Below are 16,006 nucleotides of genomic sequence, written 5' to 3' on the forward strand. Positions count from 1 at the left end.
GGGCTCCCCCTTCACCCACACCGACCACGCACCACGTAAGGACGGGGCCCATGACCCGCGTGATCGCCGGTACGGCCGGCGGCCGCCGCCTGGCCGTGCCACCGGGCAACGGCACCCGCCCGACGTCCGACCGGGCGCGCGAGGGCATGTTCTCCACCTGGGAGTCGCTCGACGGGCCGCTGGACGGCGCCCGGGTGCTCGATCTCTACGGCGGTTCCGGGGCGGTCGGCCTGGAGGCCCTCTCCCGCGGCGCCGCGCACGTCCTGCTGGTCGAGGCCGACGCCCGCGCCGTACGCACCATCCGCGACAACGTCCGCACGGTGGGCCTGCCCGGCGCCGAGGTCCGCGCCGGAAAGGCCGAGCAGACCGCCGCCGCACCGGCCCCGGGCGACCCGTACGACATCGTCTTCCTGGACCCGCCCTACGCGGTGACCGACCAGGACCTGTGCGAGATCCTGCTCACACTCCGTGGTCAGGGGTGGCTGACGGACGACGCACTCGTCACCGTGGAACGGAGCACCAGAGGCGGCACGTTCCCATGGCCGGACGGTTTTGAAGCGATCAGGGCCCGTCGCTACGGCGAGGGGACGCTTTGGTACGGTCGCGCCGCTTCGACGTCCGCCGAATCGACGTCAGCAAGCGTGTCATGACCGGATCGGAGAGCGAGGAACCCGAGTTGCGCCGCGCCGTCTGTCCGGGGTCGTTCGACCCCATCACCAACGGGCACCTGGACATCATCGCCCGTGCCTCCAAGCTGTACGACGTCGTCCACGTCGCCGTCATGATCAACCAGTCCAAGAAGGGGCTGTTCACGGTCGACGAGCGGATCGACCTGATCCGCCGGGCCACCGCCGAGTACGGCAACGTCGAGGTCGAGTCCTTCCACGGCCTGCTCGTCGACTTCTGCAAGCAGCGCGACATCCCCGCGATCGTCAAGGGCCTGCGCGCCGTCAGCGACTTCGACTACGAGCTGCAGATGGCCCAGATGAACAACGGCCTCTCGGGCGTGGAGACGCTCTTCGTCCCCACCAACCCCACCTACAGCTTCCTGTCCTCCAGCCTGGTCAAGGAGGTCGCCGCCTGGGGCGGCGACGTCTCCCACCTCGTCCCGCCGTTCGTCCTCGAAGCCCTCACCGACCGGCTGCGCAAGAAGGACTGACCCCGGTCCCCGGCGCACCGGCCGGGACGTCGACTGACGGAGCGTCAGTTGGTGTCGGGCCGCGGGCCCGTGGACGTACAGTCGACCCGTTCCGTCGTTCCAACCCCTCAGAGAGTGGCGAGTCCAAGGTGGACGTGCAGAAGAAGCTCGACGACATCGTCGCGACCGTCGGCGGCGCCCGGTCCATGCCCATGTCGGCATCGTGCGTGGTCAACCGCGCCGAGCTGCTCGCCATGCTGGAGGAGGTACGCGCGGCGCTGCCCGGCTCCCTCGCACAGGCGCAGGAGCTGCTCGGCGGGCGCGAGCAGATGGTCGAGGAGGCGCGCGCCGAGGCGGAGCGGATCATCGAGTCCGCACACGCCCAGCGCGGTTCGCTGATCTCCGACACCGAGGTCGCCCGGCAGTCCCAGGACGAGGCGGACCGGATCCTCGCGGAGGCCCGCCGGGAGGCGGAGGAGATCCGCGCCGAGGCCGACGACTACGTCGACAGCAAGCTCGCCAACTTCGAGGTCGTGCTCACCAAGACCATCGGATCCGTCGACCGCGGCCGCGAGAAGCTGCTCGGCCTCGGCTCCGGCCTCGACGACCAGGGGTACCCCGACGAGGACGGCACTGAGGCGCCCGAGCGCAGCGCCGACCCGGAGACCCTCAAGCAGCGCGCCGACATGTATGTGGACGCCAAGTTCGGGGCGTTCCAGGCCGTGCTGACCAAGACGCTGGAGGCGGTCGGCCGGGGCCGCGACAAGCTCCAGGGCGCGCGGGCGATCGACGAGCTGGGCGTGCATCTGGCGGCCCAGGGCGACGACCCGCACGCCGCCCGGCCGCAGGCCGACGCCGAGTACCTGGCCGGTCTGGCGGGCATCGGCGCCGACCAGGACCCGCAGACGCCCCAGATGCCACAGGTCCAGCCCCAGCAGCCCCAGGAGCACCAGCAGCCGCTCCAGCCCCAGCAGGGCTACTACGCGGACCCGGCGGCCTACCAGCAGCAGGACGTCTACGGCTATCAGCAGCCGCAGCAGGACCCGTACGCCCAGCAGCACCAGGACCCGTACGGCTACGACTGGCAGCAGCAGGCCCAGCAGCAGGGCTACGACCCGAACGCCTACCTCCAGCAGCAGGTGCCCCAGCAGGCGCAGCACGGCCAGCACGGCCACGCACAGGCCGGCGCGCTGGACGAGACCAGCCTCTTCGACACCAGCATGATCAACCTCGATCAGCTGCGGCAGTACGAGGAGGGCCGCCAGTAGGCGGCCCCGCAGCCGGGACCGGAGCGACCGGGAGCGGATTGGGCCTATCGGGGCCCGTCCAGTATCCTGGCTCTTCGGTCGCGCGTATGATCCGCGATCTCGGCTGCCCGGATTTCACCAAGGGAATTCGGGCGGTGCAAAAACCCCGGAGAAAGCAGGAAGCCATCAACGCCCGCCTCGACCACCGCTCCCCTCTCGTGTTCGACACACGTGAGCTGGGCCGGCGTCCCGGTGCGCTCAAGAGGGTCTCCCGCTCCGTCGAGGCCCCCCGGGACCTCGGCAACGAGGTGATCGGCGTGCCCGAGGGCGCACCGGTCGAGCTTGAGCTCCGCCTGGAGTCGGTCATGGACGGGGTGCTTGTCACAGGTACCGCCCGTGCAACCGTCGCGGGGGAGTGCGTAAGGTGTCTGGAGCCGCTGGAGCGAGAGCTCGACAGCGACTTCCAGGAGATGTTCGCCTACCCCGACGCCGACGCCAGGGTCCATGACAAGGACGCCGGCGACGACGCCGAGGACGAGGAGGACACCCTCTTCCTCGAGGACGACCTGTTCGACCTCGAACCCGTGCTGCGTGACGCGGTGGTGCTTGCACTGCCGATGCAGCCGGTGTGCCAGGACGACTGCCCGGGCCTGTGCTCCGATTGCGGAGCGCGGCTGGCGGACGACCCGGACCACCACCACGACGCCGTCGACATCCGTTGGGCGGCACTGCAGGGACTCGCCGGGACCGTCAAGGACGGCGAGAAGGACAACATGGGCGGCGCCGAAGCGGGCGTCGACGAGAAGCAGGAGAAGTAGCCGTGGCTGTTCCGAAGCGGAAGATGTCGCGCAGCAACACGCGCCACCGCCGGTCGCAGTGGAAGGCTGCGGTCCCCACCCTGGTGGCGTGCGAGCGCTGCCACGAGCCGAAGCAGCAGCACATCGCGTGCCCCGCTTGCGGCACCTACAACAAGCGCCAGGTCCTCGAGGTCTGAGCGGCTGGTGACAGGCTCTATGTCAGACGCCAACTCGACTTCCCGCACTCGCGGGGATGAACCGACTCCGGCGGACACGGCCTCGTCCCACACGCTTCTGGAAGGGCGGCTCGGGTACAAGCTCGAGTCCGCCCTTCTGGTGCGTGCGCTGACGCACCGCTCGTACGCATACGAGAACGGCGGTCTGCCCACCAACGAGCGGCTCGAATTCCTCGGGGATTCGGTGCTCGGCCTGGTGGTCACCGACACGCTGTACCGCATCCACCCCGACCTGCCCGAGGGCCAGCTGGCCAAGCTGCGGGCCGCGGTGGTCAACTCGCGTGCGCTCGCCGAGGTGGGCCGCGGCCTCGACCTCGGCGCCTTCATCCGCCTCGGACGGGGCGAAGAGGGCACGGGCGGCCGGGACAAGGCATCCATTCTCGCCGACACCCTCGAAGCGGTGATCGGCGCGGTCTATCTCGACCAGGGCCTCGACGCGGCCGGCGAGCTGGTGCACCGGCTCTTCGACCCGCTCATCGAGAAGTCCTCCAGCCTGGGCGCGGGCCTGGACTGGAAGACCAGCCTCCAGGAACTCACCGCGACCGAAGGCCTCGGAGTCCCGGAGTACCTGGTCACCGAGACCGGTCCGGACCACGAGAAGACCTTTACTGCTGCCGCCCGCGTCGGTGGTGTCTCGTACGGCACCGGCACCGGCCGCAGCAAGAAGGAGGCCGAGCAGCAGGCGGCCGAGTCCGCATGGCGCGCGATCCGCGCCGCGGCGGACGAGGCGGCAAAGGCGGCTTCGGCCGCCGAGAGCTCGGCTCCGGCCGCCGGCGACGCCTCGTCGTCGGCACACTGAATCACCGTTTCTGACCCCGTCCGCGGCGACCGCACGTCGCCCCGGACGGGGTCAGAAGTCTTTCGCGAGGAGTGCTCCGTGCCCGAGCTGCCCGAGGTCGAGGTCGTCCGCCGTGGACTGGAGCGCTGGGTCACCGGGCGCACGATCGACGCCGTCGAGGTGCGCCACCCGCGCGCGATCCGCCGGCACACGGCCGGTGCCGCCGACTTCGCGGCCCGGCTCACCGGACTGCGCATAGGCACGGCCCGGCGGCGCGGAAAGTACCTGTGGCTGCCGGTGACCGGAGGCGGCCCGGCCGCGCAGAGTGCCGCCGAGGGCATCGCCCCCCTCGTCACGCCGTCCGTCACCCACGGCCTGGCGATCCTCGCCCACCTCGGCATGAGCGGCCAGCTGCTGGTCCAGCCGCAGGGCGCCCCCGACGAGAAGCACCTGCGCATCCGCATCCGCTTCGACGACGCCCTCGGCACCGAGCTCCGCTTCGTCGACCAGCGCACCTTCGGCGGCCTGTCGCTGCACGACACCGTCCCCGGCGACGCCGAGCACCTCCCCGACGTCATCGCCCACATCGCCCGCGACCCGCTCGACCCGGCCTTCGACGACGCCGCCTTCCACGACGCGCTGCGCCGCCGCCGGACCACCATCAAGCGAGCCCTGCTCGACCAGACGCTGATCAGCGGCGTCGGCAACATCTACGCCGACGAGGCGCTGTGGCGCAGCAGGCTCCACTACGAGCGGCCGACCGCCGGCTTCACCCGCCCGCGCACCGCCGAGCTGCTCGGCCACGTACGGGACGTGATGAACGCCGCGCTCGCCGTCGGCGGCACCAGCTTCGACAGCCTCTATGTGAACGTCAACGGCGAGTCCGGCTACTTCGACCGCTCCCTGGACGCCTACGGCCGGGAGGACGAGCCCTGCCGCCGCTGCGGCACCCCCATCCGCCGCCGCCCCTGGATGAACCGTTCCAGCTACTTCTGCCCCCGCTGCCAGCGACCGCCGCGGCCGCGCCCGAACGTAGCAGTCGGATAACTCCTGCCCGCCGCGGATGTACCGCGGCGGACACCGCAGGTAAGTTCAGCGCCCATGACAGAGGACGCCGCGAGCATCGACCGGCAGCAGCTCATGGAAGAGGCGCTTGAGGAGTTCGCGTCGCGCAGCGACGAACAGCTGGACTGGATCCTCGGGATCGTCAGGCACCGCCTCGGCGCCGCCCGGCGGATGGGCGTGACCGTACCGGAGGAGCTGGCCGGCAGGGTCGCCCGGCTCTCCGCGAAGCGCGGCTGGCCGGTCGACCAGACGCAGCCCTGAGCCGGAGAGACACGGATGACCGGGCCGCCGCCCCTGTCCTTACCCCGCCCCGCGGGGACGGCCGTTCGAGGGACGCTCCGGACGGGCAGCTGAGGAAGCCGGCGGTCCGGGGCGAAGCCACCTCAGAAGCCGAAGTCCTGGGTCCACCACGGGCCGCCCGGCCCGAAGTGGGCGCCGACGCCGAGGGTCTTGTACTCGCAGTTGAGGATGTTGGCGCGGTGCCCGGGGCTGTCCATCCAGGAGTCCATGACGGACTGGGCGTTGGCCTGGCCGCGGGCTATGTTCTCGCCGCCGAGGTTGGTGACGCCCTTGTCGCGGGCGCGGTCCCAGGGCGTGTCGCCGTCCGGGTCGGTGTGGTCGAAGAAACCGCGCGCGGCCATGTCGTCACTGAATTCCTGTGCGAGACCGGCCAGTTCCCTGTCCGCGGTCACGGGGGAGCAGCCGGCCTGGGCGCGCTCCTGGTTGACCAGGGCCAGGACCTGGGCCTCCGCGGACGACGGGGCGTCCGGAGTCTTCGACGGGGTCGCGGTGCGCTCGGGCGCGGCCGAGGACGGCCGGACGCTGGGCTCGGCGGGGCGGTGCGAACCGGTCTCTTCGGCGGGGGACTTGCTGGGCCGCTGGGGCGAGGGGGACGTGGAGGGCGTCATGGGGGAGGAGGGGCGGTCGGTGCGCGGGACGGCGGGGCGGCTGCCGCCGCGGCTCGCCTGGTCCTCGGCGCGGTCGGACGGGTCCGCCGAGAGCCCGCCCATCGGCGTGGTGGCCTCCGGCAGGGCGTCGGCCCGGACCCGCTCGCCCCGACCGTCACCCGCATCGCCGTCGAACTGGCCGCCGCCGGGGATCAGTCCGGAGGCGACCGCCACGGCTCCCATCGCCACCGCCGCGGAGGCCCCGAGCAGTCCGGTGCGCACCGGCACCGGGCCGCGGCCGCGCGCCGCGCGGTGCGAACGGTGCCGTGCCGTCGCGGCGGGCGCGCCGGGCCGTGCGGCTGGCGGTGCGTCAACAGGCCCCGCACCGGGGGCTTCGGGCGCGTGGGGAGCAGAGCGTCGATGGCGGCCCATCCGCTGTCTTCCTTCCCCGGTGCAAGCACCGGCTCCACTGGAGCGGCTACCGCCGCACAGCCTTCCTCGGCGTCAAGATGACTCACCCGAACGGGTGAGCCTCGCTGTCGGGGGACTGTACGCCATGGCACAAGGGGCCGACGCGCCCGTTGAGCAATTGGCCGGTTAACGTGCACACATGAACGAGGATGTCCGTGTGACCGCGTGGGTGCGTGGTCAGGTCCAAGGCGTCGGGTTCCGCTGGTTCACCCGTGCGAACGCCCTTCGCATCGGTGAACTCGCCGGATTCGCGGTGAATCTCGGCGACGGCCGCGTCCAGGTGGTCGCGGAGGGGCCGAAGGACCGGTGCGACCAGTTGCTGGAGTGGCTGCGGACCGGAGACACGCCCGGGCGGGTCGACGGAGTCACTGAGATCTGGGCCACGCCGCGGGGCGGTTACGACGGCTTCGAGATCCGCTGACCGGGCCCTCGGGCCCCTCCGGAACGGCCCTCGCGGGCGATCTTTCCGGTGCGTCTTTGTCAGCTGCTTACGGGAGATAAGGCCTGGTGGTTGCCAACTCGGCCGACCCGTGCAAGGCTGCCGCTGTACGGATGATCTCTACGCCCCCGCGGGACCTTTCTGGGGAGTCGGCGCAGCGCCCTCGCGGCCGCGCACTCTCAGGTGCCCGAGGATACGGGGCGTGATCGTGTTGACCGTCAAACCGTTTGGTGAGACTCTGGAATCCCCGCGCACCTTAGCTGTTTGGCATTGAGTACACCAGAGAATGACAAGCACCGCGGGTGCGAATCCCTCACGACCCACACCGCTTCGGTCGGTCACTCATTGTGGAGGACCATCCATCATGGCAAAGGCGCTTCTCGGTTACGTCGGCGGCTCCGACCCCCGAGTCCTCTCCGAGATGCGACGGCTTCAGCAGCGCGTCCAAGACCTTGAATCCGAGCTTATCCGGATGCAGGCCGAAAACGACATGCTGTCCGCTGCCGCACGTCGCGACGACTCGATGCTCGACATCGACGTACCCCAGGCGGAGCCCGCGCTCACCTGACCCCAACCCCAGGGCCGGCAGGGCTGCTCGCCAGCCGCTTGAGGCACCGCTCTCTTCAAGATCTGCAAGGGACGCTTCGGCGTCCCTTCGTCGTTTCCCGGCTCGTCTTTTCCGGTATGAAATGCGAAACCGCGCGGCCACTTCAGCCGTGCCGCCGCTTCCTTACCGCATGATGTGCCCTGCGCTTTCCTCGATGAAACCGAAAATGAACGGCGCGGTATACCCGGGGGCCGTACGCGACCGGGGGCCGGACCCGGAATGTTGGGGCGGCCCGCCGAGGGGCGGCCGGTAGAGTCCAACGGCGTGCATCTCAAGAGTCTGACCCTGCGAGGCTTCAAGTCCTTCGCCTCCGCCACGACACTCCGGTTCGAGCCGGGTATCACCTGTGTCGTGGGTCCCAATGGTTCCGGCAAGTCCAATGTCGTGGACGCGCTGTCCTGGGTCATGGGCGAGCAGGGAGCCAAGTCGCTGCGCGGCGGGAAGATGGAGGACGTCATCTTCGCCGGGACGACCGGGCGCCCGCCGCTCGGCCGCGCCGAGGTCTCGCTGACCATCGACAACTCCGACGGTGCACTGCCGATCGAGTACGCCGAAGTCACCATCACCCGGATCATGTTCCGCAATGGCGGAAGCGAGTACCAGATCAACGGGGATACCTGCCGGCTGCTCGATATCCAGGAATTGCTCTCCGATTCCGGTATCGGCCGGGAGATGCACGTCATCGTCGGACAGGGGCAGCTCGACTCCGTACTGCACGCCGATCCGATGGGCCGCCGGGCGTTCATCGAGGAGGCGGCCGGCGTGCTCAAGCACCGCAAGCGCAAGGAGAAGGCGCTGCGGAAACTGGAGGCGATGAAGGCCAACCTCGCCCGTGTCCAGGACCTGACCGATGAGCTGCGCCGCCAGCTCAAGCCGTTGGGCCGGCAGGCCGCGGTGGCCCGGCGCGCCGCCGTCATCCAGGCCGATCTGCGCGACGCCCGGCTGCGGCTGCTCGCCGACGACCTCGTCACCCTGCGCGCGGCGCTGCGGGCCGAGATCGCGGACGAGGCGGCCCTCAAGGAGCGCAAGCAGGCCGCCGAGGAGCGGCTGCGCACCGCCCAGCAGCGGGAGGCGGCGCTGGAGGAGGAGGTGCGTACGCTCACCCCGCGGGTGCAGCGGGCCCAGCAGACCTGGTACGAGCTGTCGCAGCTCGCGGAGCGGGTGCGCGGCACGATCTCGCTGGCCGAGGCGCGGGTCAAGAGCGCCACGGCGGCCCCGCCGGAGGAGCGGCGCGGGCGCGACCCCGAGGACATGGAGCGCGAGGCGGCCCGGATCCGCGAGCAGGAGGCGGAGTTGACCGCCGCGCTGGACGCCGCGAGCCGGGCGCTGGAGGACACCGTCGAGCACCGCGCCGGGCTGGAGCGGCAGTTGGCGGACGAGGAGCGGCGGCTGCGGGACGTGGCGCGGGCCATCGCCGACCGGCGCGAGGGGCTGGCCCGGCTGAGCGGGCAGGTGACCGCCGCCCGCGGGCGGGCCGCCTCCGCGCAGGCCGAGATCGGGCGGCTCGCCGAGGCCCGGGACGGCGCCCGGGAGCGGGCGGCCGCCGCCCAGGAGGAGTACGAGCAGCTCAAGGCCGAGGTCGACGGGCTGGACGCGGACGACGAGGAGAGCGCGGCGGCACATGACGCGGCCCGCCGGGAGCTGGCCGAGGCGGAGGCCGCGCTGAGCGCCGCCAGGGAGGCGCTGACCGCGGCCGAGCGCAGGCGCGCCGCGACCGCCGCCCGGCATGACGCGCTCGCCCTCGGGCTGCGCCGCAAGGACGGTACGGGGGCCCTGCTGGCCGCGGCCGAGCAGCTCGGCGGGCTGCTCGGCCCGGCGGCGGAGCTGCTGACCGTCACCCCCGGCTTCGAGGTCCCGGTCGCGGCCGCCCTCGGCGCGGCCGCGGACGCCGTCGCCGTCACCGGCCCGGCCACCGCGGCCGAAGCCATCCGGCTGCTGCGCAAGCAGGACGCGGGGCGGGCGGCGATGGTGCTGGCGGACGGCGGCAGCCCGAGCGGGACGGCCCAGGGGCTGGTTCCCGGGCCCGCGCGGGCCGTGGAGGAGGGAGCGAGCGCGCAAGCCGTCGAGCCGGTGGGGGTCTCGGTGGGAGGCGGGGCCGAAAGGGCCGATGAGCCGCGTGGCGCCGGTGGTGCTGGTGGTGCCAGCGGTGGCGGTGGTGCCAGTGGTGCCGGTGGTGCCTCCGAGGTCGCCGTACACCGCGTCCCCGGACCGCGCTCCGCGCCCGTACCGGCCGGTGAACTGGTCCGGGGGCCGGCGGAGTTGACCGCCGCGGTCGCCCGGCTGCTGCGGGACGTCGTGGTGGTCGGGACGCTGGAGGACGCCGAGGATCTGGTGGCCGCGCGGCCGGAGCTGACGGCCGTGACCGGCGAGGGCGATCTGCTCGGGGCGCACTTCGCGCAGGGCGGTTCCGCCGGCGCGCCGAGTCTGCTGGAGGTGCAGGCGTCGGTCGACGAGGCGGCGGCGGAGCTGGAGGAGCTGGCGGCGCGCTGCGCGGAGCTGGCCGAGGCGCAGCGGGCGGCGGCGGAGCGCCGTACGGGGTGTGCCGCGCTGGTCGAGGAGCTGGCGGAGCGGCGGCGGGCGGCGGACCGGGAGAAGTCGAAGGTCGCCGGGGACCTGGGGCGGCTCGGCGGGCAGGCGCGGGCGGCCGCGGGCGAGGCCGAGCGCTCCGCGGCGGCGGCCGCCAGGGCCGAGGAGGCGCTGGCGCGGGCCACCGAGGAGGCCGAGGAGCTCGCCGAGCGGCTCGCGGTGGCCCAGGAGGAGCCGGGGGTCGGCGACGAGGAGCCCGACACCTCCGTACGCGACCGGCTCGCGGCCGACGGGGCCAATGCGCGGCAGACCGAGATGGAGGCCCGGCTCCAGGCCCGTACGCACGAGGAGCGGGTCAAGGCGCTGGCCGGACGGGCCGATGCGCTGGACCGGGGGGCGCGGGCCGAGCGCGAGGCGCGGGCGCGGGCCGAACGGCGGCGCGCCCGGCTGCGCCATGAGGCGGAGGTGGCCGGGGCGGTCGCCTCCGGGGCCCGGCAGCTGCTGGCGCATGTCGAGGTGTCGGTCGTGCGCGCCGAGGAGGAGCGGGGGGCCGCGGAGCGGGCCAAGGCCGAGCGGGAGCAGACGCTGGTGGCCGAGCGCAAGGTGGCCCGGGAGCTCAAGTCCGAGCTGGACAAGCTGACCGACTCGGTGCACCGCGGCGAGGTGCTGGGCGCGGAGAAGCGGCTGCGGATCGAGCAGCTGGAGACCAGGGCGCTGGAGGAGCTGGGGGTGGAGCCGGCCGCGCTGACGGCGGAGTACGGCCCCGATCAGCCCGTACCGCCGTCGCCGCCGGCGGAGGGCGAGACCCTGCCGGACGATCCGGAGCACCCCCGCAACCAGCCGGTGGCCTACGTACGGGCCGAGCAGGAGAAGCGGCTCAGGGCGGCCGAGCGGGCGTATCAGCAGCTCGGGAAGGTGAACCCGCTGGCGCTGGAGGAGTTCGCGGCCCTGGAGGAACGGCATCAGTTCCTGAGCGAACAGCTTGAAGACTTGAAGAAGACCCGGGCCGATCTGCTGCAGGTGATCAAGGAGGTCGACGAGCGGGTGGAGCAGGTCTTCACCGAGGCGTACCACGACACCGCGCGGGAGTTCGAGGGCGTCTTCTCCCGGCTCTTCCCGGGCGGTGAGGGGCGGCTGGTGCTGACCGATCCGGACGACATGCTGGCGACCGGGGTGGACGTCGAGGCGCGCCCGCCGGGCAAGAAGGTCAAGCGGCTGTCGCTGCTGTCGGGCGGTGAGCGGTCGCTGACGGCGGTGGCGCTGCTGGTGTCGATCTTTAAGGCCCGGCCCAGCCCGTTCTATGTGATGGACGAGGTCGAGGCGGCGCTGGACGACACCAATCTGCAGCGGCTGATCCGGATCATGGAGGAGCTGCAGGAGAGTTCCCAGCTGATCGTGATCACGCATCAGAAGCGGACGATGGAGGTCGCGGACGCGCTCTACGGGGTATCGATGCAAGGGGACGGCGTGTCGAAGGTGATCAGCCAGCGGCTGCACTGACCGCAGGAGATCGCTCCGCTATGTCCGTATTGGTCGCGTTTTATTCCGGCCGTCGGCACCGGAATTGATCGCGCGGAGTGTCCGACGCCGCGTCAGTTCACAACTTGAACGAACGCCCACTCGGCAACCCGCGAAACAAATTTATTACGCGGTATTGACTTCGAAACTTGAAGGCATAGTCTCTGCAACGTTGCTTTTACCTTCAAGTGGTGGCTGCCCCCAAGCTATGCACCACTGGAAGGGCCAGCCCCCTACGCCCGGCAGCGCAGCCGGGCCACTGGAGTTCACGTTGACCAGCACCGCGCAGCCGACGGTCCCGGAAGGCCGCAAGGCCCACCCGGACCACCTCGGCCATGTCATCTTCATCACCGCGGCTGCCGCGATGGGCGGCTTTCTCTTCGGCTACGACAGTTCCGTCATCAACGGCGCCGTCGAGGCGATCCGCAGCCGCTACGACGTCGGGTCCGCCGTCCTCGCCCAGGTGATCGCCATCGCGCTGATCGGCTGCGCCATCGGTGCCGCCACCGCCGGCCGGATCGCGGACCGGATCGGCCGCATCCGTGTGATGCAGATCGCCGCGGTGCTCTTCACCGTCAGCGCCGTCGGTTCGGCGCTGCCCTTCTCCCTCTGGGACCTGGCCTTCTGGCGGGTCATCGGCGGCTTCGCGATCGGTATGGCCTCGGTCATCGGCCCGGCCTACATCGCCGAGGTCTCCCCGTCCGCCTACCGCGGCCGGCTCGGCTCCTTCCAGCAGGCCGCGATCGTCATCGGCATCGCCATCTCCCAGCTCGTCAACTGGGGCATCCTCAACCTCGCCGACGGTGACCAGCGCGGCACGATCGCCGGTCTCGAGGCCTGGCAGTGGATGCTCGGCGTGATGGTCGTCCCGGCGGTTCTCTACGGTCTGCTCTCCTTCGCGATCCCCGAGTCGCCGCGCTACCTGATCTCCGTCGGCAAGGTCGAGCGCGCCAAGGAGGTGCTCGCCGAGGTCGAGGGCCACACGGTGAACCTCGACACCCGGGTCGCCGAGATCGACGAGGCGATGCGCCGCGAGCACAAGTCGACGTTCAAGGACCTGCTCGGCCGCAAGATGGGCTTCCTGCCGATCGTCTGGGTCGGCATCGGACTCTCGGTCTTCCAGCAGCTGGTCGGCATCAACGTCGCGTTCTACTACTCCTCGACGCTGTGGCAGTCCGTGGGCGTCAACCCCGAGAGCTCGTTCTTCTACAGCTTCACCACGTCGATCATCAACATCATCGGCACCGTCATCGCGATGGTCTTCGTCGACAGGATCGGCCGCCGCCCGCTGGCGCTGATCGGCTCGGCCGGTATGGCCGTCTCGCTCGCCCTGGAGGCCTGGGCCTTCTCCGCCAAGACCGCGGCCGGCACCCTGCCGTCCACCGAAGGCACCGTGGCCCTGATCGCCGCCCACGTCTTCGTGCTCTTCTTCGCGCTCTCCTGGGGCGTCGTGGTCTGGGTCTTCCTCGGTGAGATGTTCCCGAACAAGATCCGTGCCGCCGCGCTCGGCGTCGCCGCCTCCGCACAGTGGATCGCCAACTGGGCCATCACGGCCAGCTTCCCGAGCCTGGCGGACTGGAACCTCTCGGGTACGTACGTGATCTACACGATCTTCGCCCTGCTCTCGATCCCCTTCGTGCTCAAGTACGTCAAGGAGACGAAGGGCAAGGCGTTGGAGGAGATGGGCTAACCCCCCGCCAGTCCGTCTCCTCAGTACTGGCTGCTGCCCCGGGTCACAAGGCGACCCGGGGCAGCAGTCTTTGTGCCGGGGGCCGTCAGGGCCGGCCGGTCGTACGGAACGCCCTGCGGTACGCCGCCGGCGTGGTGTGCAGGGCCTGCTGGAAGCGGCGGCGCAGGTTGGTAGCCGAGGACAGGCCGACCCGCACGGCGATCGCCTCGACGGGCAGATCGGTCTCCTCCAGCAGCGTGCGGGCCGCGTTGATCCGGCGGCCCAGCAGCCACTGCCCGGGGCTGGTGCCGAGCTGCTCGGTGAACCGGCGGGCCAGGGTCCGCGAGGAGACCCGCAGATGACCGGCCATGTCCTCGACCGAGAGCGGCTCGGGCAGCCGGCCGGCCACCCACTCCAGCAGCGGGGCCAGCGACCGGTCCATGGCGCGCGCCGGATCGATCAGGTCGCCCGGGGAAGGGGCCGCGTACTGGGCCTGGCCGCCCTCGCGGTGCGGCGGCATGACCATGTGCCGGGCGATCCGTGCGGCATGGGCGGCCCCGTGATCGCTGCGTACGAGATGCAGACACAGGTCGACGCCGGCCGCGGCACCGGCGCTGGTGGCCACGTCGCCGTGGTCGATGTACAGCACCCCCGGGTCGACCTGCACCCGCGGGAAGCGGGCCGCCAGCGCGGCCGCGCGCGCCCAGTGCGTGGTCGCCCGGCGGCCGTCGAGCAGACCGGTCTGGGCCAGGGCGAAGACACCGGAGCAGATGGTGATCAGACGGGCGCCGTTGCGCCGCGCGCCGAGCAGGGCCTCGTGCACGGCGGGCGTCAGCGGCTCGTCCTGCGGTATCCAGCCCGGGATGACGACCGTGTCGGCCGTCTCCAGGGCGGAGAGCCCCTCGGTGACGAGCATGTCGTAGCCGGCCGTCGTCCGCACCGGACCGGGTGACTCCGTACACACCGTGAAGTCGTAGTGGACGGGCAGACCGGGGCGGCGGGTGCCGAAGACCTCGGCGGCGCAGCCGAGTTCGAAGGGGCCCTGGGGCGCGTGGGCCAGGACCACCACCCGGTGCAGCGGTGTGCCGTCGGCCTCCGGGGCATCGGCGGGGCGATCATGGGGCATGGCAGGAAAGTACCCGAGGACGTCTTTTCTGACACTGGGGGACCGGGGGCCCGGCACGCGAGGCTGACGGCATGACACAGCACAGCACGCAGCACGGCAATGCGATCAGCGGTCAGGAGATGGCCGGATATGTGTGGTCGGCGGTGGCCGACGCACCGGTGGAGGAGCTGTTCCCGGGGGTCCGGATCCGTCCCCTGTGGACGGGGGACAACGGGGCCAAGGCCCAGGTACTGGAGATCGATCCGGGGGCCGCCTGGGAGCGGATCGATGTGCACGAGCCGGGGCCGGAGGAGGTCTTCGTCGTCTCGGGCACGTTCAACGACGGCTTCGGCGACCACCAGGCGGGGTCGTTCCTCCACGCGCCCGCGGGCTCCTGGCACATTCCGCGCTCGGAGACCGGCTGCACGATCTTCGTCTTCTACCCCGAGGGCTGAGAACCGCCTGCCCCGCCTGACTGGAGGCGGGGCAGCACCTGCTCGGCGAACAGGTGCAGTGAGCGCCAGCCCTCGTCGACGGGCATCCCGCCGCACAGCGGATGCAGGATCAACGAGCCCCGGGCGCCCGCCTTCTGGGCGAGCCGCACACAGTCGCCGGGGGTCAGGACCCGGTAGACGCCCTCCTGGCGCAGCGCCGCGACGTCCCGTGCGGCCGAGCGCACCGCGGAGCGGATGCCCGCGGACTGCCAGGAGGCGTACGTCCGTGCCTCGTGCAGCAGATGGCCGCCGTACTCGGCCCACGTCCGGTCCGGGTCCTCGGAAACATGGAGGAGCGCGGTCTGCCGGGGCGGCTGGAGCACCCGGCCCTCGGTGCCGAAGGCGGCGCACTGCTCGTGGTAGTAGGCCTCCAGTCCGGGGAGGTGGGCGCTGGGGAAGAGGGGGAGGCCCAGGCGGGCGGCGCGCCGGGCCGCGGGGCGCGAGCTGCCGCCGATCAGCAGCGGCGGATGCGGGCGGGTGTACGGGCGCGGGGTGACCTGGACCGTACGCCCCTGATAGGTGAACGGTTCGCCGGTCCAGGCGGACAGCAGCGTCGCGAGCACCTCGTCCTGGAGCGCGCCCCGGCCCGGCCAGTCCTTGCCGTGCGCCGCGTACTCCTCGGGCCGGTAGCCGAGGCCGGCGACGGTGACCAGCCGGCCGCCGCTGAGCAGGTCGAGCGAGGCGAGGTCCTCGGCCAGCCGCAGCGGGTCGTACAGCGGGGTGATCAGCGCCGAGACGGTGACGCCGATGCGGCGGGTGGCGCCGAAGACGGCGCCGGCGAAGGTGAGCGGGGAGGGCATCCAGCCGTTGGCGGTGGCGTGGTGCTCCTCGGTCTGGATCATGGTCAGCCCGCGGTCGTCGGCGAAGGCCGCCATCTCGACGGCGGCCCGGTAGCGCGCGCGGAGCGAGGCGGGCGCGGGCGCGGGGTCGACGAGGTTGAAGCGGACGACCGTGACGGGCAGGGAGGGCAGGGCAGACATGACAAACGTCCCCTTCGCCAAGGAGATTGGCGAAGGGGACGTTAGCTGA

Annotated in this window: 16 protein-coding genes; 13 read left to right on the forward strand and 3 right to left on the reverse strand. The window is 71.7% G+C overall.

Features of this window, described 5'->3' with window-relative positions; genetic code table 11:
• Positions 1–50: 50 nt before the first annotated feature.
• From rsmD to ACWD6P_RS15135, 8 genes are all read left to right on the forward strand, one after another.
• Positions 51–650: a 16S rRNA (guanine(966)-N(2))-methyltransferase RsmD gene (rsmD, locus tag ACWD6P_RS15100; protein WP_451444520.1), complete on the forward strand. Its 600-nt coding sequence runs from the start codon at positions 51–53 to the stop codon at positions 648–650.
• A 26-nt stretch (positions 651–676) separates the two neighbouring features.
• Positions 677–1,159 (forward strand): pantetheine-phosphate adenylyltransferase, encoded by a 483-nt coding sequence (gene coaD, locus ACWD6P_RS15105; protein WP_451444579.1) that lies wholly within the window; start codon positions 677–679, stop codon positions 1,157–1,159.
• Positions 1,160–1,287: 128 nt separating this feature from the next.
• Positions 1,288–2,406 carry an ATP synthase F0 subunit B gene (locus ACWD6P_RS15110; protein ID WP_451444521.1) on the forward strand — a complete coding sequence of 373 codons (1,119 nt, stop codon included), beginning with the start codon at positions 1,288–1,290 and terminating at the stop codon, positions 2,404–2,406.
• A gap of 134 nt (positions 2,407–2,540) precedes the next feature.
• Entirely contained in the window at positions 2,541–3,203 is a 663-nt protein-coding gene (locus ACWD6P_RS15115) for a YceD family protein (protein ID WP_451444522.1), read from the forward strand.
• A gap of 2 nt (positions 3,204–3,205) precedes the next feature.
• Positions 3,206–3,379 (forward strand): 50S ribosomal protein L32, encoded by a 174-nt coding sequence (gene rpmF, locus ACWD6P_RS15120; protein ID WP_028802425.1) that lies wholly within the window; start codon positions 3,206–3,208, stop codon positions 3,377–3,379.
• A 19-nt stretch (positions 3,380–3,398) separates the two neighbouring features.
• The gene (gene rnc / locus ACWD6P_RS15125) at positions 3,399–4,217 is read left to right on the forward strand and encodes a ribonuclease III (protein WP_451444523.1); all 819 of its coding nucleotides are present in this window, start codon (positions 3,399–3,401) and stop codon (positions 4,215–4,217) included.
• A gap of 78 nt (positions 4,218–4,295) precedes the next feature.
• Positions 4,296–5,243 carry a bifunctional DNA-formamidopyrimidine glycosylase/DNA-(apurinic or apyrimidinic site) lyase gene (gene mutM / locus ACWD6P_RS15130; RefSeq protein ID WP_451444524.1) on the forward strand — a complete coding sequence of 316 codons (948 nt, stop codon included), beginning with the start codon at positions 4,296–4,298 and terminating at the stop codon, positions 5,241–5,243.
• A gap of 54 nt (positions 5,244–5,297) precedes the next feature.
• Complete coding sequence (locus ACWD6P_RS15135) at positions 5,298–5,522, forward strand: hypothetical protein (RefSeq protein ID WP_451444525.1); 225 nt, start codon at positions 5,298–5,300, stop codon at positions 5,520–5,522.
• A 122-nt stretch (positions 5,523–5,644) separates the two neighbouring features.
• Here ACWD6P_RS15135 and ACWD6P_RS15140 read toward each other — a convergent pair whose 3' ends face one another.
• A complete protein-coding gene (locus ACWD6P_RS15140; RefSeq protein WP_451444526.1) occupies positions 5,645–6,580 on the reverse strand; it encodes a CAP domain-containing protein in 936 nt (311 codons plus the stop codon).
• Positions 6,581–6,758: 178 nt separating this feature from the next.
• On the opposite strand from ACWD6P_RS15140, the gene ACWD6P_RS15145 reads away from it, so the two are divergent.
• The 4 genes from ACWD6P_RS15145 to ACWD6P_RS15160 all read left to right on the forward strand — a co-directional run bounded on the left by ACWD6P_RS15145 (position 6,759) and on the right by ACWD6P_RS15160 (position 13,399).
• On the forward strand, positions 6,759–7,040 hold the full coding sequence (locus ACWD6P_RS15145) for an acylphosphatase (protein ID WP_362922016.1): 282 nt from the start codon (positions 6,759–6,761) through the stop codon (positions 7,038–7,040).
• A 382-nt stretch (positions 7,041–7,422) separates the two neighbouring features.
• On the forward strand, positions 7,423–7,626 hold the full coding sequence (locus ACWD6P_RS15150) for a hypothetical protein (RefSeq protein ID WP_006602857.1): 204 nt from the start codon (positions 7,423–7,425) through the stop codon (positions 7,624–7,626).
• Positions 7,627–7,929: 303 nt separating this feature from the next.
• The gene (locus ACWD6P_RS15155) at positions 7,930–11,691 is read left to right on the forward strand and encodes a chromosome segregation SMC family protein (protein ID WP_451444527.1); all 3,762 of its coding nucleotides are present in this window, start codon (positions 7,930–7,932) and stop codon (positions 11,689–11,691) included.
• 289 nt (positions 11,692–11,980) lie between these two features.
• Positions 11,981–13,399 (forward strand): sugar porter family MFS transporter, encoded by a 1,419-nt coding sequence (locus ACWD6P_RS15160; protein WP_451444528.1) that lies wholly within the window; start codon positions 11,981–11,983, stop codon positions 13,397–13,399.
• 85 nt (positions 13,400–13,484) lie between these two features.
• Here the strand turns inward: ACWD6P_RS15160 and ACWD6P_RS15165 are convergent, their stop codons facing one another.
• Positions 13,485–14,504 carry a GlxA family transcriptional regulator gene (locus ACWD6P_RS15165; RefSeq protein ID WP_451444529.1) on the reverse strand — a complete coding sequence of 340 codons (1,020 nt, stop codon included), beginning with the start codon at positions 14,502–14,504 and terminating at the stop codon, positions 13,485–13,487.
• 71 nt (positions 14,505–14,575) lie between these two features.
• On the opposite strand from ACWD6P_RS15165, the gene ACWD6P_RS15170 reads away from it, so the two are divergent.
• On the forward strand, positions 14,576–14,938 hold the full coding sequence (locus tag ACWD6P_RS15170) for a cupin domain-containing protein (protein ID WP_451444530.1): 363 nt from the start codon (positions 14,576–14,578) through the stop codon (positions 14,936–14,938).
• Here ACWD6P_RS15170 and ACWD6P_RS15175 read toward each other — a convergent pair.
• Entirely contained in the window at positions 14,923–15,957 is a 1,035-nt protein-coding gene (locus tag ACWD6P_RS15175) for an LLM class flavin-dependent oxidoreductase (protein WP_451444531.1), read from the reverse strand. The two genes, ACWD6P_RS15170 and ACWD6P_RS15175, sit on opposite strands and share 16 nt — an antisense overlap.
• Positions 15,958–16,006: the final 49 nt, after the last annotated feature.

This window comes from Streptomyces sp. NPDC002446 (assembly GCF_053595675.1).

Coding starts and splice junctions, on each gene's coding strand:
- rsmD (WP_451444520.1), top strand. CDS start 51: ATGACCCGCGTGATCGCCGGTACGGCCGGCGGCCGCCGCCTGGCCGTG.
- rnc (WP_451444523.1), top strand. CDS start 3,399: ATGTCAGACGCCAACTCGACTTCCCGCACTCGCGGGGATGAACCGACT.
- ACWD6P_RS15135 (WP_451444525.1), top strand. CDS start 5,298: ATGACAGAGGACGCCGCGAGCATCGACCGGCAGCAGCTCATGGAAGAG.
- ACWD6P_RS15140 (WP_451444526.1), bottom strand. CDS start 6,580: ATGGGCCGCCATCGACGCTCTGCTCCCCACGCGCCCGAAGCCCCCGGT.
- ACWD6P_RS15145 (WP_362922016.1), top strand. CDS start 6,759: ATGAACGAGGATGTCCGTGTGACCGCGTGGGTGCGTGGTCAGGTCCAA.
- ACWD6P_RS15150 (WP_006602857.1), top strand. CDS start 7,423: ATGGCAAAGGCGCTTCTCGGTTACGTCGGCGGCTCCGACCCCCGAGTC.
- ACWD6P_RS15165 (WP_451444529.1), bottom strand. CDS start 14,504: ATGCCCCATGATCGCCCCGCCGATGCCCCGGAGGCCGACGGCACACCG.
- ACWD6P_RS15170 (WP_451444530.1), top strand. CDS start 14,576: ATGACACAGCACAGCACGCAGCACGGCAATGCGATCAGCGGTCAGGAG.
- ACWD6P_RS15175 (WP_451444531.1), bottom strand. CDS start 15,957: ATGTCTGCCCTGCCCTCCCTGCCCGTCACGGTCGTCCGCTTCAACCTC.